This window comes from Actinoplanes sp. M2I2, from assembly GCF_023544445.1.
In the GTDB taxonomy this organism is placed as follows: Bacteria; Actinomycetota; Actinomycetes; order Mycobacteriales; family Micromonosporaceae; genus Actinoplanes.
The window spans coordinates 126,730-147,209 of the sequence record NZ_JALPVJ010000012.1 but is presented as its reverse complement, the minus strand read 5'-3'; the positions used below and the strand labels follow the sequence as shown (position 1 = coordinate 147,209).

Annotated in this window: 19 protein-coding genes; 11 read left to right on the top strand and 8 right to left on the bottom strand. The window is 70.6% G+C overall.

The annotated features are described in order from the left end of the window. Positions 1-7 precede the first annotated feature (7 nt). The gene (locus HJC40_RS25335; protein ID WP_250004158.1) at positions 8-1,114 is read right to left on the bottom strand and encodes a serine hydrolase domain-containing protein; all 1,107 of its coding nucleotides are present in this window, start codon (positions 1,112-1,114) and stop codon (positions 8-10) included. 120 nt (positions 1,115-1,234) lie between these two features. On the opposite strand from HJC40_RS25335, the gene HJC40_RS25330 reads away from it, so the two are divergent. The 7 genes from HJC40_RS25330 to HJC40_RS25300 all read left to right on the top strand — a co-directional run bounded on the left by HJC40_RS25330 (position 1,235) and on the right by HJC40_RS25300 (position 8,172). Beyond that, a complete protein-coding gene (locus HJC40_RS25330) occupies positions 1,235-1,642 on the top strand; it encodes a GntR family transcriptional regulator (protein ID WP_250004156.1) in 408 nt (135 codons plus the stop codon). Next, positions 1,639-2,517 carry an ABC transporter ATP-binding protein gene (locus tag HJC40_RS25325; RefSeq protein ID WP_250004154.1) on the top strand — a complete coding sequence of 293 codons (879 nt, stop codon included), beginning with the start codon at positions 1,639-1,641 and terminating at the stop codon, positions 2,515-2,517. The genes HJC40_RS25330 and HJC40_RS25325 overlap by 4 nt, the downstream gene beginning before the upstream one ends. Beyond that, positions 2,514-3,521: an ABC transporter permease gene (locus HJC40_RS25320; protein ID WP_250004152.1), complete on the top strand. Its 1,008-nt coding sequence runs from the start codon at positions 2,514-2,516 to the stop codon at positions 3,519-3,521. The genes HJC40_RS25325 and HJC40_RS25320 overlap by 4 nt, the downstream gene beginning before the upstream one ends. 44 nt (positions 3,522-3,565) lie before the next feature. Next, positions 3,566-4,957, top strand: a complete 1,392-nt coding sequence (locus tag HJC40_RS25315; RefSeq protein WP_250004150.1) for an ABC transporter substrate-binding protein — start codon at positions 3,566-3,568, stop codon at positions 4,955-4,957. Further along, complete coding sequence (locus HJC40_RS25310; RefSeq protein ID WP_250004148.1) at positions 4,957-5,952, top strand: carbohydrate ABC transporter permease; 996 nt, start codon at positions 4,957-4,959, stop codon at positions 5,950-5,952. Before HJC40_RS25315 ends, HJC40_RS25310 begins: the two co-directional genes overlap by 1 nt. Further along, positions 5,949-6,818 (top strand): carbohydrate ABC transporter permease, encoded by an 870-nt coding sequence (locus HJC40_RS25305; protein ID WP_250004146.1) that lies wholly within the window; start codon positions 5,949-5,951, stop codon positions 6,816-6,818. The genes HJC40_RS25310 and HJC40_RS25305 overlap by 4 nt, the downstream gene beginning before the upstream one ends. Positions 6,819-7,017: 199 nt before the next feature. Next, positions 7,018-8,172 carry a sugar ABC transporter substrate-binding protein gene (locus HJC40_RS25300; RefSeq protein ID WP_250004144.1) on the top strand — a complete coding sequence of 385 codons (1,155 nt, stop codon included), beginning with the start codon at positions 7,018-7,020 and terminating at the stop codon, positions 8,170-8,172. Between the two features lie 57 nt (positions 8,173-8,229). Here the strand turns inward: HJC40_RS25300 and HJC40_RS46215 are convergent, their stop codons facing one another. From HJC40_RS46215 to HJC40_RS25285, 4 genes are read right to left on the bottom strand one after another with little or no spacing between them, the layout of a single operon-like run. Continuing rightward, positions 8,230-8,493, bottom strand: coding sequence for a hypothetical protein (locus HJC40_RS46215; protein WP_308200945.1), 264 nt, complete (start codon positions 8,491-8,493; stop codon positions 8,230-8,232). Continuing rightward, the gene (locus HJC40_RS25295) at positions 8,451-9,251 is read right to left on the bottom strand and encodes an LLM class flavin-dependent oxidoreductase (protein WP_308200944.1); all 801 of its coding nucleotides are present in this window, start codon (positions 9,249-9,251) and stop codon (positions 8,451-8,453) included. The genes HJC40_RS46215 and HJC40_RS25295 overlap by 43 nt, the downstream gene beginning before the upstream one ends. 15 nt (positions 9,252-9,266) lie before the next feature. Then, positions 9,267-9,749: an SsrA-binding protein SmpB gene (gene smpB, locus HJC40_RS25290; protein ID WP_250004142.1), complete on the bottom strand. Its 483-nt coding sequence runs from the start codon at positions 9,747-9,749 to the stop codon at positions 9,267-9,269. Between the two features lie 15 nt (positions 9,750-9,764). Then, positions 9,765-10,028: a hypothetical protein gene (locus HJC40_RS25285; RefSeq protein ID WP_250004140.1), complete on the bottom strand. Its 264-nt coding sequence runs from the start codon at positions 10,026-10,028 to the stop codon at positions 9,765-9,767. Positions 10,029-10,248: 220 nt separating this feature from the next. Between HJC40_RS25285 and HJC40_RS25280 the strand changes: the two genes are divergently transcribed. Next, the gene (locus HJC40_RS25280) at positions 10,249-12,384 is read left to right on the top strand and encodes an MMPL family transporter (protein ID WP_250004139.1); all 2,136 of its coding nucleotides are present in this window, start codon (positions 10,249-10,251) and stop codon (positions 12,382-12,384) included. A gap of 135 nt (positions 12,385-12,519) precedes the next feature. Beyond that, positions 12,520-14,721, top strand: a complete 2,202-nt coding sequence (locus tag HJC40_RS25275) for a hypothetical protein (protein ID WP_250004137.1) — start codon at positions 12,520-12,522, stop codon at positions 14,719-14,721. A gap of 108 nt (positions 14,722-14,829) precedes the next feature. Here the strand turns inward: HJC40_RS25275 and HJC40_RS25270 are convergent, their stop codons facing one another. Beyond that, positions 14,830-15,507: a helix-turn-helix domain-containing protein gene (locus HJC40_RS25270; RefSeq protein ID WP_250004134.1), complete on the bottom strand. Its 678-nt coding sequence runs from the start codon at positions 15,505-15,507 to the stop codon at positions 14,830-14,832. A 183-nt stretch (positions 15,508-15,690) separates the two neighbouring features. After that, positions 15,691-16,020 carry a hypothetical protein gene (locus tag HJC40_RS25265; protein ID WP_250004133.1) on the bottom strand — a complete coding sequence of 110 codons (330 nt, stop codon included), beginning with the start codon at positions 16,018-16,020 and terminating at the stop codon, positions 15,691-15,693. Positions 16,021-16,170: 150 nt separating this feature from the next. Here HJC40_RS25265 and HJC40_RS25260 point away from each other — a divergent pair, with 150 nt between their 5' ends. Beyond that, positions 16,171-16,902 (top strand): alanyl-tRNA editing protein, encoded by a 732-nt coding sequence (locus HJC40_RS25260; protein WP_250004131.1) that lies wholly within the window; start codon positions 16,171-16,173, stop codon positions 16,900-16,902. Positions 16,903-16,976: 74 nt separating this feature from the next. Here HJC40_RS25260 and HJC40_RS25255 read toward each other — a convergent pair whose 3' ends face one another. Further along, positions 16,977-18,122 (bottom strand): cellulose binding domain-containing protein, encoded by a 1,146-nt coding sequence (locus tag HJC40_RS25255; RefSeq protein ID WP_250004130.1) that lies wholly within the window; start codon positions 18,120-18,122, stop codon positions 16,977-16,979. Positions 18,123-18,261: 139 nt separating this feature from the next. Here HJC40_RS25255 and HJC40_RS25250 point away from each other — a divergent pair, with 139 nt between their 5' ends. Next, positions 18,262-20,463: a cellulose binding domain-containing protein gene (locus HJC40_RS25250; protein WP_250004129.1), complete on the top strand. Its 2,202-nt coding sequence runs from the start codon at positions 18,262-18,264 to the stop codon at positions 20,461-20,463. Positions 20,464-20,480 lie beyond the last annotated feature (17 nt).

Below are 20,480 nucleotides of genomic sequence, written 5' to 3'. Positions count from 1 at the left end.
CACCACGTCAGCCCGGCGAGGCCTCCCAGAACGCCGTGGCCAGACCGAACGCCCGGAAGTCACCCGTCGTCGTACCGGACATCTTGTTCATCGCGTAGGCGATGGAGGTACGCGCGTCCAGGTCGATGACGGCCAGCGAGCCGCCGTAGCCGCCCCAGAACAGCGTGTTCGGGTGGGGCAGGAAGCCGGTGTTCAACGCGAAGCCCAGCCCGAACCGCATCGGCACCCCCAGGATCAGATCGACCCCCTCGACCTGCGGTTCCAGCGCTTTCCGGCAGCCCGCCGCGGACAGGAACCGCCGTCCGCCCACCGTGCCTTCGTTGGCCAGGACGGCGTGGACGCCGGCCACGGCCCGCGCGTTGCCGATGCCACCGGCCGCCGGGATCTCCGCGCCCCGCCACTGCCTGGTCCCGGTGACCTGAACGTCCAGAGCGGGGTTGGTCGCCACGTTGATCTGCAGCTCGCTGCTGCCGGCGCCGCCCATCGGCGCCTCACCGGCCGGGGCGACGAGGTCGGCGACCCGGTGATCCTCGGACGCGGGGAGGCCGATGTGGAAGTCCGCGCCCAGCGGTACGGCGATCTCCTCGCGGAACACCGTGCCGATCGACCGCCCGGTGATCCGCCGGATCACCTCGCCGACGAGGTATCCCTGGGTCATCGCGTGATAGCCGGACGCCGTCCCGGGTTTCCAGAACGGTTCCTGGGCGGCCAGGAGCGCGGTCGCCTTCTCCCAGTCGTACAGGTCGTGCCGGGTGATCGGCTCGCGCCAGCCGCACAGCCCGGCCGAGTGACTCATCAGGTGCGCGACCGTGACGTCCGCCTTGCCGGCGGCGGCGAATTCCGGCCAGTAGCGGGCGACCGGCGCCTGGAAGTCGAGGTCACCGCGGTCGGCGACCAGCAACGCGGTCAGGGCGGTCATGGTCTTGGTGGTCGAGTACACCCCGACCACCGTGTCCTGGCGCCAGGGCCGGGTCCGGGCTTCGTCGGCGAATCCGCCCCAGAGGTCCACGACCGTCTCGCCCTCCACGGTCACGCAGAAAGACGCGCCCAGGTCCTCGCCGCTCGCCAGGTTCGTGTCGAAGGCGGCCCGCACTTCCGGAAATCGTTCGGTCACCGGCCGATGATGACCGCTCCCGCGCTCGCCGTCGATCCATATTCGACCGGTCGAGGGGTTGACTGTCCGGAGTGGTGCAACGCTATTGTGCTAGGACACTAGTTGAATGGCGGTACGCGCATGATCGAGTTCCATCTGGACTCCCGGTCGGGGGTGTCGCCTTACCTGCAGCTGGTGCAGCAGGTGCGGCACGCCATGCGGCTGGGGCTGCTCAAGGAGGGCGACCGGCTGCCCACGGTCAAGGACGTGGTCGCCAAGGTGGCGATCAACCCGAACACGGTTCTGAAGGCCTACCGCGAGCTGGAGTACGAGGGGCTCGTGCAGCCCCGCCCCGGGATCGGCACCTTCGTCACCAGCACCCTGGGTGGCGACGACGACAGCCGCGCCGCGCACGAGCCGCTGCGCCAGGAGCTCACCGAGTGGTTCGAGCGGGCCCGCAAGGCCGGCCTCGACGACGAGGATGTCGAGGCCCTTCTTCTCAGCACGTTTCGCGATTTTTCGGAAGAGAGAGCGGGGCGAAGGGGATGAGTGACGTCGTCACCATCGAAGGCCTCACCAAGAACTACGGCCGGCGCACCGCGCTGACCGACTGCACCCTCGACATCCCGGCCGGCCACGTCGTCGGCCTGGTCGGCCCGAACGGGGCCGGCAAGTCCACGTTGCTGCAGCTGATCTGCGGCCTGCTCAGCCCGACCGCCGGCCACATCTCGGTGCTCGGGGCGCCGCCGCAGAGCGGGTCGCCGCGCGTCGGCTTCGTCGCGCAGGACACGCCCGTCTACGCCGGCCTGACGGTCGCCGAGCATCTGCGGCTCGGCGCCCACCTCAACCCCCGCTGGGACGCGTCGCTGGCCGACGGGCGCATCGCCGAGCTGGGACTCGACCCGCGGCAGCGGGCCGGCAAGCTCTCCGGCGGCCAGCGGGCCCAGCTCGCCCTGACGCTGGCCATCGCCAAGCGACCCGAGCTGCTGCTGCTCGACGAGCCGGTGGCCGCCCTCGACCCGCTGGCGCGCCGCGAGTTCCTGCAGGGCCTGATGGCGTACGCGGCCGAGAACGGGACCAGTGTGGTCATGTCCTCGCATCTGGTCGCCGACCTCGAACGCGTCTGCGACTACCTGATCGTCCTGGTCGCCTCGCGGGTCCGGGTCACCGGCGAGGTCGAGGAGTTGCTCGGCACCCATCACCGGCTCAGTGGCGCCCGCCGCGACCCGGACACGATCGGGCCCGGCCGGCACGTGGTCGCGGCCAGCCACACCGACGTGCAGTCCACGCTGGTCGTGCGGAGCAGCGCGCCGATCGAGGACCCGTCGTGGTCGGTCGACGGTCTGGACCTGGAAGACCTGGTGCTCGCCTACATGTCCGAGGCCGGCTCGTCCGGCCGTGACCGCGTACTGGAGAAGCGATGATCTGGCTGACCTGGCGGCAGTTCAGGCTTCAGGCCTGGGTGATCGCCGCCCTCGTCGCCGCGATCGCGGTGGCCCTGCTCGTCTCGGCACCGGGCCTTTTCGACGTCTATCGCGACACGGGTATGGCCGCGTGCACCGGCGCCTGTGAGACGGCCCTGGATGCCTTCAAGTCCGAGGTCGGCAACAGCGCCTACTTCGCGGTCTATCTGGTCGGGTCGGCTGCTGTGCTGCTGCTGCCCGCGCTGATCGGGGTCTTCTGGGGGGCGCCGCTGGTGTCCCGCGAGTTCGAGTCGGGCACGCACCGGCTGGTGTGGAACCAGACCGTCTCGCGGGGCCGGTGGCTGGCCGTCAAGCTGGCCGGGATCGGCGCGGTGGCGATCCTGGCGGCCGGACTGCTCAGCCTGGTGGTGACCTGGTTCGCGGGTCCGATCGACCGGGCCGGCGACTTCGGCCGCGTCACGCCGCTGCTCTTCTCGGCGCGCGGCGTCGTCCCGATGGGGTACGCGTTGCTGGCCTTCGTGGGCGGCCTGGCGATCGGCATGCTGACGCGCCGGTTGCTGGTGGCGATGGCGCTGACGCTGGTCTTCGTCGTGCTGTCCCAGCTCGCCGCCCCGTACGGGTACCGCGAGCACCTGGTCGCGCCGGCCACCAGCAGCACGGGGTTCGACGCCGAACGCATCGCGTCGCTCTGGATCAACCAAGCCAACCAGGTCCACATCGAGCTGACAGCGCCCGAGCGGAGCGCCTGGGTGCTGAGCAACGTCACCGTCGGCCCGGACGGCCGGGAGTACTCGGGTCCGGTCGATCCCACCGCCTGCGGCCGTGCGGGCGGCCCGGACGAGTGTCACGCCTGGCTCGCTCAGCAGGGTCTGGTCTCGGAGATCGAATACATCCCGTCCGATCGTTTCTGGGCCCTGCAGTGGCGCGAGTTCGGCTTGCTGCTCGTCACGGCAGGGCTACTGTCCGCATTTTGCCTCTGGTGGATACGCCGCCGAGTGTCATAGCGTGAGATCTTCTCCGTCATCGATGTGTAACGGGCAGGAAACGGATGAAGATCTCACGGAGCATCGCCCTGGCGGCGGTGGCCGGACTGGCCGCCGCCGCCCTCTCGGCCTGCGGCGACGACGAGGGCAGCGGCGGGAGCGGGGAGACGCTCACCGTCTGGAGCCTCGAGAACCAGACCGAGCGTGTGCAAGCGACCCAGGCGATCGCCGACAAGTTCACCGCCGCCAGCGGCATCAAGGTGAAGATCGTGGCGACCGACGAGAACCAGTTCTCCAGCCTGATCACGTCGGCCGCGGCCGCCGGCACCCTGCCCGACGTGGTCGGCGCGCTGCCGCTGGCCGCGGTCGCCCAGATGGCCACCAACGACCTGGTCGACGCGGAGGCCACCAAGGCCGTCGTCGACGGGCTCGGCACCGGCACCTTCTCGCCCCGGGCCCTCGAGCTCACCTCGCAGGACGGCAAGCAGCTCGCGGTGCCGTCCGACGGCTGGGCCCAGCTGCTCTTCTACCGCACCGACCTGTTCTCCAAGGCTGGTCTGCCCACCCCCGACACGTACGACAAGATCCTCGACGCGGCGGCCAAGCTGAACACCGGCGGCACCGCGGGCATCTCGCTGGCCACAGTGTCCAACGACGCGTTCACCGAGCAGTCGTTCGAGAACCTCGCGCTCGGCAACGGCTGCGAGCTGGTCGACGCGAACAAGACGATCACGCTGGACTCGCCGCAGTGCGTGCGGACCTTCCAGCTCTACGGCGACCTGACCACCAAGTACTCGGTGCCCGGGGCGCAGGACGTCGACACCACCCGGGCCACGTACTTCTCCGGCAAGTCGGCCATGGTGGTGTGGTCGTCGTTCCTGCTCGACGAGCTCGCCGGGACCCGCAACGACGCGCTGCCGACCTGCCCGCAGTGCAAGGCCGACAAGAAGTTCCTGGCCAAGAACACCGGCGTGGTCACCGCCATCGCCGGCCCCGACGGCAAGCCCGCGCAGTTCGGCGAGATCACCAGCTGGACGATCACCAACGGCGGCGAGCGCACCGACGCGGCCAAGCGCTTCGTGAACTACCTGATGAACGAGGGCTACACCGATTGGCTGGGCATCGCCCCCGAGGGCAAGTTCCCCGTCCGCAAGGGCGACGCGACCGATCCGGCGAAGTTCACCAAGGCCTGGAACGACCTGCCCGCCGGCGTCGACACCAAGCAGCCGCTCGGCGACGTCTACCCGGCCGAGGTGATCGACGCGCTGGCCAAGAGCCCGGACACGTTCCAGCGCTGGGGCTTCCCGCAGAAGCAGGGCGCGCTGGTCGGCGCCACCCTCTCGGAGCTGCCGGTGCCCAAGGCGATCAACGCGCTGTCGGGCGGGGAGAAGGACGCGGCGGGCGCAGCCGAACAGGCCGCCGAGGACGTCCGTAGCATTCAGAAGTCCCTCGAATAATGGTCGCGACCGAGCCGCGGCAGGCGCCGCCGGAGCCGCCCGCCCGGGCCCGGCGGGTGCTCACCCGCCGGCAACGAGAGAACCGGGCCGGCCTGGCCTATCTGTCGCCCACGCTGATCGTGGTCGTGGTGGTCGTGGTGCTGCCGGTCCTCTGGACGGTGATGCTGGCCTTCCAGCGGATCCGGCTGATCAACCTGCGCCGGGCCGGTGTCTTCGGGGACTACACGCTGGCGAATCTTGAGCTGGTGCTCACCTCGCCCGGCTTCTGGTCCTCGTTGTGGACGACGATCGTCTACACCGTCGGCGCGACCCTCGGCTCGATCGTGATCGGCCTGATCGCCGCGCTCGCGCTGCGCGGGCGGTTCTTCGGGCGCACTTTCGTACGGGCTTCGGTCCTGCTGCCGTACGTGGCTCCGGTGGTCGCCGTGACCTTCGTCTGGGAGATCCTGCTCAGCCCGCAGTTCGGTCTGGCCAACAACTGGGGCACCCGGTTCCTGGGCTGGGATCAGCCGATCGCCTTCCTCAGCCAGCGGCAGTACGAGGTGTCGCTGCTCGGCTGGCACTTCGACGTCCCGCTGGCCCTGCTCACGGTCATCGTCTTCGAGGCCTGGCGGTACTTCCCGTTCGCGTTCCTGTTCCTGCTGGCCCGACTGCAGGCCGTGCCGGCCGAGCTGGAGGAGGCGGCCCGGGTCGACGGCGCCGCCCCGACCCAGATCTTCCGGCACATCCTGCTGCCGCAGCTGGGTCCGGTGATCGCCCTGTTGACGGTTCTGCGCTTCATCATGACGTTCAACAAGTTCGACGACGTCTATCTGCTGACCGGTGGCGGCGCCGGCACCGAGGTGGTCAGCGTCCGGGTCTACAACTTCCTCACCGCGCGTTTCGACATCGGCGCGGCCTCGGCCCAGGCGCTGATCCTGGCCCTCGGCCTGGTCGTGCTGCTGGTGGTCTATCTGCGCTATCTGGCGCCGCGCGTGGAGGGGGAGGAGCGATGACCGACCGGGCCGCCGTCGAGACCCGGGTGCTGCGGGTGCTGCGCTGGGTGGTGATCATCGGGCTCGTCCTGGTGACGCTGTTCCCGTTCTACTACATGGCCCTGCTGTCGCTGCGGCCCATCGAGGAGGTGCTGCAGAACCCCGGGCGCATCTGGGCCGGGCCGGCCGAGTGGACGGTGAGCACCTATCGCGAGGTGCTGTCCTCGGTCGACGACGGCGGGCAGGGGTTCATGCGGTTGCTGCTCAACTCGGCGATCGTGTCGGTGGCGGCGACCATGGTCACCTTGCTGGCCTCGATCCCCGGGGCGTACGCGGTGAGCCGGCTGCGGTTCACCGGGCGGCGGCAGGTGCACTTCCTGTTCCTGGCCGTGTACCTGTTCCCGTCGATCCTGCTGGCCATCCCGCTGTTCGTGTTGTTCACCCGGCTCGGCCTGCGCGGCTCGCTGCTGGGGCTGACGATCGTCTACGTGGCCCAGACCGTGCCGGTCTCCATCTACATGCTGCGTAACTATCTGACCACGATTCCGGAAAGCCTGGAGGAGGCGGCGGCCGTCGACGGCTACACGCGGCTGCAGACCCTCCGCAAGGTCGTCCTGCCGCTGGCCGCACCGGCCGTGATGGCCAACGCGCTCTACGTGTTCATGATCGCCTGGAACGAGTTCCTGTTCGCGCTGCTGTTCCTCGTCGAGGATCGCGCCGATTGGACCGTTTCGCTGGGTCTCGCGCAGCTCTCGGGCGGCATTGAGGTGAGCAAGACTGTCCTGATGGCCGGGTCGGTGGTGCTGACCGTACCGATTGTGATCATCTTCTTCGCCGCCGAGCGGTTGCTCACCGAGGGGCTGACCGCCGGCGCCGACAAGGGCTGAGCTGCAAGATCACCAGGTTCCGTACAGTCTGTGATGCGAGTGTGCTCACGGACGGGAAATGAACTATTTTTCTTCCCGGTGCCGTACCCCCTGTCGGGCGCACCCGGGTCTGCCTGATACTTGGTCGCTTGGCCAGTCAGGGGCAGCCCAGCGCCAGGCATGGACAGGTCGAGTTTCATCGGAGAGGACGACCCACCAAATGCGCAAGAAACTGTTGGCTATCGCCGCCGTCGGCCTGATGGCATCGGCCACCATGACTGCGTGTGACGACTCCGGTGACACGGGTGACGCGAGTAGTGACAGCGGTTCCACCTCCGGCGGCGGCAAGGCGCGCGTCGGCGTGATCCTGCCCGACACCCAGAGCTCGAAGCGCTGGGGCAACGACGACCCCAAGTACCTCAAGGCGGCTTTCGACGCGGCCGACGTTCCGGTCGAGATCCAGAACGCCCAGGGCGATCGGGCCAAGTTCCAGCAGATCGGCGAGTCGATGATCAACAGCGGCGTCAAGGTGCTGATCATCGCCAACCTCGACTCGATCAGCGGCAAGGCGGTCCTCGACAAGGCCCGGGCCAAGAAGATCCCGACGATCGACTACGACCGGCTCACCCTCAACGGCGGCGCCAACTATTACGTCAGCTTCGACAACAACAAGGTCGGCAACCTTCAGGCGTACGGCCTGATCAAATGCCTCGAGACCAAGGGCGTCCAGAACCCGGTCATCGCGCAGCTCAACGGCTCGCCGTCGGACAACAACGCGCACCTCTTCAAGGAGGGGTACGAGGTCCCGCTGAACGACAAGTACGACAGCGCCGAGTTCACCAAGGGCCCCGACCAGTGGGTGCCGGACTGGGACCCGAAGGAAGCCACCCGGATCTTCGAGCAGATGCTGGAGCAGGCGCCGAAGATCCGCGGGGTGCTCGCCGCCAACGACGGCATCGGGGACGCCGTGATCAAGGTGCTGCGCAAGAAGAAGCTCAACGGCGTCGTCCCGGTGACCGGCCAGGACGCCACGCTCGAGGGCCTGCAGAACCTGCTGACCGGCGAGCAGTGCATGACGGTCTACAAGGCGGTGGAGCTCGAGGCGGTCAACGCGGCGAACCTCGCGGTCAAGCTCTACAAGAACGAGAAGCCGGCCGTCACGAACACCATCAAGGACCCGGAGTCGGGCGGCTACGTGCCGTTCGTGAGCCTGCCGCCGCTGGCCATCACCCTGAAGAACATCAACAAGGTGGTGGCCGAGGACAAGTACGTTCCGCAGGCCGATCTCTGCAAGGGCAAGTACCTGGCCCTGTGCAGGGAGCACGGTGTCGGCACCTTCGTGAAGACCGACGCGGACGAGGACGAGAACCGCTAGAGGCGTACGACACGGCAGGCCGGGCGGATCACCGCCCGGCCTGCCGCTGTCCTGGGGTCAGGAAGCGAGCAGTTCCTTGACCCGGGGGATGACCCGGGTGCCGTACAGCTCGATCGCGGTCATCATCTTGTCGTGCGGCAGCGTCCCGGCCGAGTACTTGAGGTCGAACCGCTGGACGCCGAGGTGCCGGATCGTCGACGCGACCTTCTGGGCGACGGTCTCGGGCGAACCGGCGTGCCAGGCGCCGTCGCGGATGTCGTTCTCGAAACGGTCCCGGCTCAGCGGCGGCCAGCCCCGCTCGCGCCCGATCCGGTTGAGCATGTTCCGCGCGTGCGGCCACAACGTCTCGACCGCCTCCTCGTCGGTCTCGGCCACGAAGCCGGGGCAGTGCACGGCGACCGGCTGCGTGGGCTGCTCGAACTCCTCGAGAGCGCGGTGATAGAGGTCGACATAGGGCGCGAAGCGGGCCGGCTCGCCGCCGATGATGGCCAGACCAGCGGCAGCCCGTGCCGCGCCGCCCGCACCACCGACTCGGGGCTGCCGCCGACGCCGATCCAGGTGCGGATGTGCCCCGACTCGGTCTTGGGGTACACCTGCTGCTCCTTCAGCGCCGGGCGGACGGTGCCCTCCCAGCTCACCGGACCCTCGCCGAGCAGCTTGACCATGAGGTCGGCCTTCTCCTCGAAGAGCCGCTCGTAGTCGTGCAGGTCATAGCCGAACAGCGGGAACGACTCGGTGAACGAGCCGCGGCCCAGGATGATCTCGGCCCGGCCGTGCGAGACGGCGTCGAGGGTCGCGAACCGCTCGAAGACGCGGACGGGATCGTCCGAGCTCAGCACGGTGACCGCGGTGCCCAGCTTGATGCGCTCGGTCCGCGCCGCGATGGCCGCGAGCACGATCTCGGGCGACGAGACCGCGAAGTCGTCGCGATGGTGCTCACCGAGCCCGAAGCCGTCGACGCCGACCCGTTCGGCCAGCACAGCCTGCTCGACGACGTTGCGGATCACTTCCGCGTACGGAAGCTTCTTGCCCTGCTCGTCGACGGTGACGTCGCCGAAGGTGTCCAGTCCGAATTCCACCCGATCATGCTAGGCCTATCCGGTGCGGCCCTTCAGGCGGCGGCCCATCTCGCGGGCGATCTCCCGCTGGGCGTCCCGCTCGGCCAGGACCTGCCTCTTGTCGTACGACCGGAGACCGCGCGCCATCGCGAGCTCGACCTTGGCCCAGCCCTCGTTGAAGTACATCGACAGCGGCACCAGGGTGAGCCCGTTGCCGTCGCGCAGCTGGGCCAGGATCTTGGCGATCTCGGACTTGTGCAGGAGCAACTTGCGGGTCCGCCGGGGCGCGTGGTTGGTCCAGCTGCCGTAGCCGTACTCCGCGATGTGCAGGCCGTAGAGCAGGAGCTCGCCGTTGTGCTCGCCGGCGAACGCGTCGACCAGCGACGCGCGGCCCTCCCGGAGCGATTTCACCTCGGTGCCGGCCAGCACGAGGCCCGCCTCGTAGGTCCGCAGAACGGCGTAGTCGTGCCGCGCCTTCTTGTTCGAGGCGATCACCTTGCGCCCGGTCTCCCTGCTCACGCAGAGAATCTAGCTCTACGGCACGGCACGCCGCATCGAATATGTGACGCTGCTCAGCCGGTGGGGCTCGTTGTGCACGTGCATCGCCGCCCGGTCGTACGCCTGCCAACCGGCCGCCCCGGCCCGGTTGAGGTGGCGCAGATCGTCGAAGCGCTCGTCGGTGCCCCAGCGCAACAGGCCGCCGGGGTGGTGGAAGGTCGCGGTCCAGTCCATGAACCGGTCGGCACCCAGCGTGCCGGCGGCCCGGTACTCGAGCCGCGCGTATTCCCAATTGGTCACGCGAGGAATTATGCCGACCTGACCTTGGCCGCCGCGACCTGAACCGTCGGCCGGACGTTCCCCCACATCTCCCGCCAATGTGGATCGGACGTGTGGGGGATCACCCCTAGATAACCCTGAGTGCCTCTCCGGGGGGTTCAGATGGTCACGCGCACGGGATTACGCTCCGCAGGTCCGGCAACACGTCACGGGGGGCCGGCGAATCTCGAGGGGGATCGAGATGGCAACGGGTGGAGTGGCAAGACTGGTCTGCGGCCGCTGGTCGAAGTGGATCGTGCTTGCCTTGTGGATCGTCATTCTCGGTCTGGCCGGGCCCCTGGCGGGCAAGCTGACCGAGGTCGAGAAGAACGACAACTCGGCCTGGCTGCCGGGTAACGCCGAGTCGACCCAGGTGGTCGACCTGCAGCGGCAGTTCCAGCCCGATGACATCGCGCCCGCGATCATCGTCTACGAGCGGCCGGGCGGGCTGACCGACGCCGACCGGGCCGCCGCGGCCGACGACGCCCGGGCCCTGGCCGGCGGTGAGGGTGTTGCCGGCCCGATCGTCGGCCCGATCGAGTCGCCCGACAAGGCGGCCATCGAGGTGATCGCCCCGATCCGGATCGACGAGGACGGCTGGGACGCGCTGCCCGACATCGCCGACGGCCTCAAGGCCACGGCCGAACAGGGCGCCCCCGGTGGGCTCGAGGTCTATCTGGCCGGCCCGGTGGCCGCCGCGGCCGACTCGGCCGGCGCCTTCGCGGGCATCGACGGCACCCTGCTCTACACCACGCTCGCCGTCGTCGCGGTCATCCTGCTCATCACCTACCGCAGCCCGGTGCTCTGGCTGTTGCCCATCCTGACCGCGGGCGCGGCGCTGGCCGGCTCGCAGGCGGTGATCTATCTGCTGGCCAAGCACGCGGACCTGACGGTCAACGCGCAGAGCGCGGGCATCCTCACGGTGCTCGTGTTCGGCGCCGGCACCGACTACGCCCTGCTGCTGGTCGCCCGCTACCGCGAGGAGCTGCGCCGGCACGAGGACAGGCACGAGGCGATGCAGTTCGCCCTGCACCGGGCCGGCCCGGCGATCATCGCCAGCGCGGCCACCGTGGCGGTCGGCATGTCCTGCCTGACCCTGGCCGAGCTCAACTCGACCGCCGGTCTGGGCCCGGTCGCCGCGCTCGGCGTCGTCGTCGGGCTGGCCGCGATGGTCACGCTGCTGCCGGCGCTGCTGGTCATCTTCGGACGCTGGCTGTTCTGGCCGGCGCGTCCCCGGTTCGGCACGCCCGAGCCCACCGCGACCGGCCTCTGGGCCCGGCTCGGCGGTCGCATCGCCCATCACCCGCGCCGCGTCTGGATCAGCACGGCCGTCGTGCTCGGGGCCATGGCGCTCGGCCTGCTGCAGCTCAACGCCACCGGGCTCAGCTCGGCCGACCAGTTCACCACCGAGCAACCCTCGACGGTCGCCGAGCAGGCCCTGGCCCGGCACTTCCCGGCCGGTGGGGGCCAGCCGGTCACGGTGATCGCGAACGCGTCGAGCGCCGATCAGGTGCGCCAGGCGTTCGCGTCGGTGCCCGGCATCAGCGAGGTCACCGACCCGGTGGCGCGCGGCGACCTGGTCCTCATCGACGGCACGCTGGCCAGCGCCCCCGACAGCAAGGCGGCCCAAGCCACGGTGGAACAGGCGCGCGACGTCCTGCACGCCGTTCCGGGGGCGGACGCCAAGGTCGGTGGCGGCACCGCCATCCTGGTCGACATCAACGCGGCCAACGACCACGACAACCGGCTGATCATCCCGCTGGTGCTGCTGGTCGTCCTGGTCATCCTCGCGTTGCTGCTGCGGGCGATCGTGGCGCCCCTGATCCTCATCGGGACCGTCGTGCTGTCGTTCGCGGCGGCGCTGGGCGTGAGCGCGCTCGTGTTCCGGCACGTGTTCGGCTTCCCGGCCGAGGACACGTCCTTCCCGCTGTTCGTCTTCGTCTTCCTGGTCGCCCTGGGGATCGACTACAACATCTTCCTGATGACCCGCGTCCGCGAGGAGGCGCTGCAGCACGGCACCCGCCGGGGCGCCCTGATCGGCCTGGCGGCCACCGGTGGCGTGATCACCTCGGCCGGCATCGTGCTGGCCGGCACCTTCGCCGCGCTGGCCAGCCTGCCGCTGGTGGCGTTCGTCGAGATCGGCTTCACGGTGGCCTTCGGCGTCCTGCTCGACACGCTGATCGTCCGGTCGGTGCTGGTCACCGCGCTCAACCTCGACATCGGGCGCTGGATGTGGTGGCCGAGCAAGCTCAGCCGCGTGCCCGACGGCGACGGCCCGAACGCCGCCGTGCCACCGGCCACGACCGAGCCCGAACCGGAACCGGAACCGGTCCGATGAGCCGGGCCGGAACCCCGATCGTGCTCCGGCCCGACCGCTGATCGGTCGAACAGCCGTACGGTCTGCCCGACCGGGGGTTCACCGCACTTGAGCGCCCTTCCTACCGTGGGTTCCCCGGGAACCAGGAGGAGACTCGTGCGCGTGGCCCTGGCCGCGGTTGTGGCGGCCGTGCTGCTGGCGGTCGCCGGCGTGATCGCCTGGTCGTTGCGGTCCCCGGCGACGGTCGCGCTGATCACGGCTGTCCACGGTGGCACGGTCACCACCGGCGACGGGGTGTCGGTCCGGTTCGGGCCGGGCGCGCTGACCCAGGACACCCGGGTGCGCATCGCGCCGCGGCCCAGCATCGCGGCGCCGGACGGGCTCACCTGGCTGGCCGAGCCGGTCGACATCGCGCTCGGCGGCGCCCGGCTGCGTACCTTCGCGACCGTGACCCTGCCCCTGCGCGACCCCACCGGCGACGGACTGACCACCGTGGTGTCGCGCGACGACGAGGGGGTGTGGAGCAGCCAGGGCGGCACGGTCGACCCGGGCGCCGGGACGATCACGACGGTCGTCGGTCACCTCTCGATCGTGTCCGCCGGCCGCGCGACCGTCACCGCCCCCGGCCTCGCGCCGGGAACGGGCGCCTACGACGCTCCCGAGCCCGAGTGCGGCACCACCCGCTCCGGCCGGTGGACCGCCCGGGCCGAGGGCGCCGCCGTGAAGACCTGCGTGGCCGCCGGCGCGGCCGACCGCTCGGCCCTGCTGCGGGTGGCCGGCAACCGGGCGTACGGGCAGTTCGCCGAACTCGGCGCGTACCCGCAGATGGTGATCCCCCCGCCGCACCGGCCCGACGCCGCCGCCACGGTCTGGCGGGAACTCGCCGCGGCCGACCCCGCCCACACCTACCTGCCCGGCCGGGGCACCCTGGACCTGGCGCTGCCCGGCAACTACCGGACGATCGAGTTCGTCCTGCGGACCGGCCCCGAGGTGACCGTGGCCGAGTACGTTGTCGAGGTCATGAGCGCGGCGTTCGTGCCACCCCGGGCCACGGTGAGAGCCGTCCGGTGCGCCCTGGCCCAGCCCCGTCCCGACCAGGTGGCCGCGTGCGTGCACCAGGCGCTCGCCACCGAGCGGATCCTGCCCGGGACGGCCTCCGCGACCGACGAGAAGCGGGCGCGACAGCACCGGGAGAAAGCCGCCCGCGCCGTCCGCACGGCGATGCGCGGCCTGCCCGCCGTCGTCACCGCTCGCACCCCGCCCGCCTCCTCGTCCGCGGTGGTCGCCCAGCGCAGCCCCGTCATCCCCCGGAAGGCGCTCAACGAGCCGGGCGGGACGATCCCGGCCGCCGTGCTGGCCACCCAGGAACGGCTGTACGGGGCGGCCGTCCGCGACGCGCTCCCGGAGGTGCTGCCGCCGCCCGGCCTGATCTGGTCGAACACCGGCCTCACCGGCCCCCGGGTCACCGACGCCGTGGCCGCGCTGGTCACCACGCCGCCGCTGCGCTGGCCGTGCGACGAGACCTCCCGCGACGGCTACGTCTACGGTCTGGCCGACCACAATCTGCTCACCTACCCGGCCCGCCTGATCGACCTGGGGATGCCGGCCGAGGACGTGGGCATCGTGCGGCAGACGGCCGGGAACGGCAAGAACTACCGGTTGTGCGTCGCGCTCGACGGCACCTGGACGTCCCTGACCTACAACATGCCGGCCGGTGGCTTCCCGGCCGACGAGGCGGCCCGGCTCGGCGCGGCCGGCCCGGGCGACTGCCGGCTGACCCTCGGCGGCCCGTTCCTGCCCCCTGACGCGGGATGCCGCCGGTCCGTCCGCACCGATCTCGACGGCGACGGCGGCACCGACACGCTGCTGCTCTACGAGCGAGCCGGCACCTGGACCGCCCGCGCGATCCTGGCCGCCGGCCGCGTCTCCGACCTGACCCTGCCGTACGAGCAGGACCGGCAGCCGGCCCCGGTGGCCGACCTCGATCTGGACGGCGAGCCCGGCGAGGAGGTGGTGCTCGGCACCGGGCCGGCGCTGCGCCTGCTGTCCTGGGCGCCGGAGGGCCCGACGCTGATCGGCTCGCCGTTCACGACCGTGTCGACGCTGTCGCGGACGGCCGGCCTGGGCTGCGCCGACCTCGACCACGACGGCCGCCCGGAGCTGCTCGAGGCGGCCGCGACCTTCGAACGCGACCCGGCCACCGGGGCGATCGTGGCCGCGCGCACGACGGAGACCCGCTGGAACTGGTCGGGCAAGGCGCTGTCCCGCGGCGAGACGATCGTGCGGGAGCTGACCGGCATCGAGGCCGGCGACGCCGCCGCGCCGCCGTACCGGGACGTCACCTGCTCCTGGCGCTGATCGGGGTACGGGCTCGCTTGCCGCAGGTCCATGCGCTTCCGGCTTCGTCGCGGCCGTGCTTCAGATCCAGCTTCCACGGCTTCCGTCCGGACCCGCTTCTTGTCCCGGCTACCGTTTCGCCCGGGTGCTGCTTCGCGGTTCGGCGGGCCCTGTGCGCCCCGGCTCCGCGTACGAGCCGAGCCGGCCCCACGAGGCGACCAGGCGGCCGAGCCACGAGGGACCGGCGACGGCCAGGTCGCTCTGGCCCGCGTGCCACCGCACGACCGTGGCCACGTCCGCGGTGACCGAGCCGTCTGCGGCGAACCCGGGCGGCTGCGCCAGAACCTCGTTGCCGGTGGCGCTCAGCACCAGCCAGAAATGGTCCGGTGGCCGCCGGTCACCGATCCGGAACTCCACCACGATCCGGGGCCGCGGCAGTGTGGCCGGACCGACCCGGCGAGCCACGGTCCAGAGCGCGAGGCGGGGGTCCTGGCCCGCGGGATCAACGTCCCGCCAGCGCGCGCCCCACTCGCCGAGAACATCACCGACCCGGGCCAGCTCCCGTCCGCTCTCGGTGAGCCGGTAGAAGGTGCCCCGGCCCGCCCGCTCCCGCTCCACGACCCCGGTCCGTTCCAGTACCCGCAGCCGCTGCGACAGCACGCTGCGCGGCAACCCGGGCGCGCCGTCGAGGATCTCGGTGTACCGCTCACAACCGAGATCCAGATTCCTGATGATGATCGGCGTCCACCGCTCCGCGTACACTTCCGCGGCGAGCGCGATCGGGCAGTACTGTCCGTAACCCCGCACCTGCTCACCATGCGCTCACCTGGCGATTCCCGCCGCCCCTTTTCGTCCTCTGTCGACAACCGGACGCACCGTCGGCCATCCGCCGTGGACGCGGACCGCCGCGCTCGGCCTTCGGGGCGCAGGTGATCCCGGTGCTCGCTTGAACGCCCGATTCGGTTCCGGCGAAGGGAGACTTGGGGTGGTTCAGAGTTTCTTGGCGTAATAGACCAGGGTCCACGCCCAGCCGGGCCGATGCACCCGCACCCGCAACACTTCGGCCCGCTGCTGTCCCGACGGCCCGAATCGGCCCATACCGACAAGATGGCCGTTCAGCTCGGCGACCAGGAAGGCGCCACCGCTGCGAACGAAGCGACCGGTGATGTCGGCCAGGTCCGGGAAGTCGACGGGCGGGCTCGTCGCCGGCGGCAGCGGCAGCGGAACAGTCGAATCGGCTGTCGCTCCGATGTTCGGCAGATCGCTGAGCGCCCACGACGTCGGCGCGTCGATGTCCGTGAACCTTCGAACCCTGATCACAGCTCACACCCTGGATCAGCCGCCTCACATCGGCGATCCCTTTCGCGCGCGCCGGTCCAGGTTTCGAGTCGTGCTTCAGCCCGGATTCTGCGGGCCGGTGCGAGTGGCGTTGATCGACGGAGAACGTCCAGCGGGCCATAGGGTCGAGGCATGACTGAACGTCTCGACTGGAGTGATCCGACGCTGCGGGAGTGGGACTGCACGGTGCTGTGGTCCGACCCGGCCGACCCCGAGGCGGGCATCGTGCTCGACCGGTCGGCGTTCTATCCCGGCGGGGGAGGTCAGCCGCCGGATCACGGTGTGCTGCTGTGGCAGGGCGTGCGCACCCGCGTCGTGGACGCCCGCAAGAGCGATGACGGGCCGCGCCTGATCCCCGCCCCGGGCGAACCGGTGCCGCCGGTCGGCGCGACGGTGCGGGGCGCGATCGACGACGAGCGGCGCACCACGCTCATGCGGACGCATTCCGGCCTGCACATCCTGTGTGGCACGGTGTTCCGGGACTTCGGGGCGCTCGTCACGGGCGGCAACATGCAGCCCGGCGAGGCCCGCATGGATTTCAACCTGCCCGAGGTGCCGGCCGGCTTCAAGCAGTCGCTCGAGGAGGCGGTCAACGCCGAGATCTCCGCCGACCGCAAGATCGTGGCGCGGGTGCTGCCGCGCGAGGAGGCTTTGCGGATCCCCACCCTCGTACGGACGCAGGACGCGCTGCCGCCGCTGCACGAGCCCGAGATCCGGGTGATCGACATCGTCGGGCTCGACGTGCAGGCCGACGGTGGCACGCACGTCGCCTCGACGGCCCAGGTGGGCCGGGTCGAAGTGGTCAAGGTCGAGAGCAAGGGCCGGCAGAACCGCCGCGTGCGCATCCGCCTCGCACCGGCCTGACACCCGCCTGCTCTGAAGCCTGTTCGGCCTGACTCGACCCGGCGTGATGCCGGCCCTGAGTGATCGGAAGCGGTTCAGGAGAGCGCGGCAGAGAGCGCCGGATACCAGCGGTCGGCGATCTTCGCGTTGCCGGCGTCGTTGGGGTGGACGCCGTCGTAGGTGTCGGTGGCGGGGGCGAATCCGGTCCACTGGTCGACGACCGTGATGGGGGAGGCGGCCGTCGACAGGCCCGCGGCCCAGGACGGGATGGCGGCGTTGAGGGCGACGACCCGCTGGGCGCAGTCGGCGCAGTTCGAGGCGTTCATGGGGATGATCTGGGCGACCAGGATCCTCATGGCCGGGTTGGCCGCCCGCATCTGCGCGACCAGGCGGGTGAACGCGGCCAGGATCGTCGCCGCCGGGCGGTTGCTCCAGACGTCGTTGGTGCCGAAGTGCATGAGCACGACGTCCGGGTCGGAGGCGGCGAGCCAGCCGACGAGCTGATCCTGGTCGGCGACGGTCGTGGCCAGGAAACCGCCGTGGCCTTCGTTCTCACCGTCGTACGGGAAACCGCAGCCCTGGCCCGGGAGGGTGCCGACGAAGTCGACGCGGGAGGCGGGCAGCTTCTGCCACAGCAGGGCCCGCCAGCAGCCGGGCGAGCCGGTGATCGAGTCACCCAGCGCCATGATCTTCACCGGCGAGCCGGGCGGGGGCGTCGACGGCGGCGTGGTGAGCGGCGGCGTGGTGAGCGGCGGCGTGGTGGGTGGCGCGGCCGTGGGTGGCGGCGCGGTGGTCGGTGGTGGCGTAGTGGATGGCGGCGTCGTAGGAGACGGCGAGCCGGTGCAGGCGGTGCCGTTGAGGGCGAACGACGTGGGCGCCGGGTTGCTGCCGGTCCACGAGCCGGTGAAGCCGACAGCCGCCCTCCCGTTGGTGGCGAGTGAACCGTTCCAGCCGGCATTGCGTACGGTGACCGCCGACCCGGCCTGGGTGACCGAACCATTCCACAGCTGGGTGATCGCCTGCCCGCCGGTGAAGGTGAACGTCAGCGTCCAGGAAGGGACCGGGTCTCCGAGGTTGACGATGTCGACGGCCGCACCGAAGCCACCCGGCCACGAGCTGGTGACGGAGTAGCGAACGTCGCAACCGGCGGCGGCCACGGCCGGCCCGGCGGCGGCCACGGCGAACGAGCCGGTCAGCACGGTGGTCGCGGCGACGAGGGCGGTCCAGCGAGGTCTGGGCATCGGGACTCCGGTGCGTATCGACGATGGCGGATACATGCACTATGTCATGGGAGCGCTCCCAGTCCAACCTTGACCGCAGCGTCGCCATGCGCGACCCTGGGAACGCTCCCATTCACGTCTCTCGATCTAAGGACCGCCCGTGGCCAGAAGAGGAATCGCGACCGCCCTCGCCGTCGCCACCGCCGGCGCGGGCATCCTGGTCGCGGCCCGGGCCGACGCCGCCGCCGGTTGCCAGGTGCGCTACGCCATCGCGAGCACCTGGCCCGGCGGCTTCGGCGGCACCGTCGACATCACCAATCTCGGGGACCCGGTCAACGGCTGGACGCTGGCCTTCGCGCTGCCCGGCGGCCAGACGATCACGCAGTTGTGGAACGGGTCGGTCAGCCAGTCCGGGCCGGCGGTCACCGTACGCGACGCCGGCTGGAACGCCACCCTGGCGACCAACGGCTCGACGAGCTTCGGCTTCAACGCCGACGGCGCCTCCGGGACGCCCGCGTCGTTCACGCTCAACGGCGTCGCCTGCACGGGCGCGACCCAGCCGACGACACCGCAGCCCACCACTTCGCGACCGACGACCGCGCAGCCCACCACGCCGTCACCGCAGCCCACGGTTCCGACCACCCCTAACCCGCAGCCCACGACGACCGCGCCGACGGACGGCAAGCAGCGGGAACGACTCGACCGCGGCGTGATCAGCGTCCGCTCCGGCTCGGGCAACCTGGTCAGCTGGCGCTGGCTGGCCACCGACCCGGCCGGCATCGCCTTCAACGTCTACCGCGGCGCGACCCGGCTCAACGCGTCCCCGCTGACCGGCTCGACCACCTATCTCGACGCCGGCGCGGCCGCGAACAGCGCGTACACCGTACGTCCCGTCCTGGGCGGGGTCGAACAGGCCGCCGAGGGCCCGTCGCTGACGTTCGGCAACGGATATCTCGACGTGCCCATCCAGAACCCCAACAGCTCCCTGTACGCCGCGAACGACGCGAGCACCGGCGACCTCGACGGCGACGGCCGGCTCGACCTGGTCCTCAAGTGGGAGCCGCTCAACGCCAAGGACAACTCGCAGTCCGGCGTCACCGACCCGGTCTACGTGGACGCCTACAAGCTCGACGGCACCCGGCTCTGGCGCGTCAACCTCGGGCGGAACATCAGGGCCGGCGCGCATTACACCCAGTTCCAGGTGTACGACTACGACGGCGACGGCCGGGCCGAGGTGGCCATGAAGACGGCCGACGCCACCGTCTCGGGCACCGGGCAGATCATCGGCAGCGCGGGCGCCGACCACCGCAACTCGTCCGGCTACGTGCTCACCGGCCCGGAGTATCTGACGATGTTCGACGGCCGCACCGGCGCCGCATTGTCCACCGTCAACTACGAACCCCCGCGCGGCACGGTCAGCAGCTGGGGAGACTCGTACGGCAACCGGGTCGACCGCTTCCTCGCGGGCACCGCCTACCTCGACGGCAGCCGGCCCAGCCTCATCATGGCCCGCGGCTACTACACCCGCAGCGTGATCGTGGCCTGGGACTTCCGCAACGGCGCCCTGACCCGGCGGTGGACCTTCGACAGCAACAGCTCGACCAACAGCGGCACCGCCGGCCAGGGCAACCACCAGCTCTCGGTGGCCGACGTCGACCGCGACGGCCGGGACGAGATCGTCTACGGCTCCCTGGCGATCGACGACAACGGCGCCAAGCTCTGGAACACCGGCTTCGGCCACGGCGACGCCCTGCACGTCGGTGATCTCGACCCCTCCCGTACGGGCTTGGAGGTCTTCAAGGTCGACGAGGACGCCAGCAAGCCGTCGTCCTGGTTCGCCGACGCCCGCACGGGTCAGATCCTGTGGAGCACGCCGGCGAGCGGCGACAACGGCCGCGGAGTCTCGGCCGACGTCTGGGCCGGCAGCCCCGGCGCCGAGTCGTGGTCCTCCGCGGTCGACGGCGTTCGCAGCCCGTCGGGAACCGTGGTGGCGAGCCGCAAGCCGAGCTCAGCGAACTTCGTGATCTGGTGGGACGGCGACCCGCAACGAGAGCTGCTCGACCAGACCCGCATCGACAAGTACGGCACGTCGGCGGACACGCGCCTGCTGACCGCCTCGGGCGTGCACTCCAACAACGGCACCAAAGCGACCCCCTCCCTCAGCGGCGACCTGCTCGGCGACTGGCGCGAGGAAGTCATCTGGCCCACCACGGACAACACCGCCCTGCGCATCTATTCGACCCCCGTCCCGACCGACCGCCGGGTGGTCACCCTGCTCCACGACATCCAGTACCGCGAGGCCCTGGCCTGGCAGAACACCGCCTACAACCAACCACCGCATCCGGGACCTGGTGTTCTGTAGATCAACCATGGTCTGGG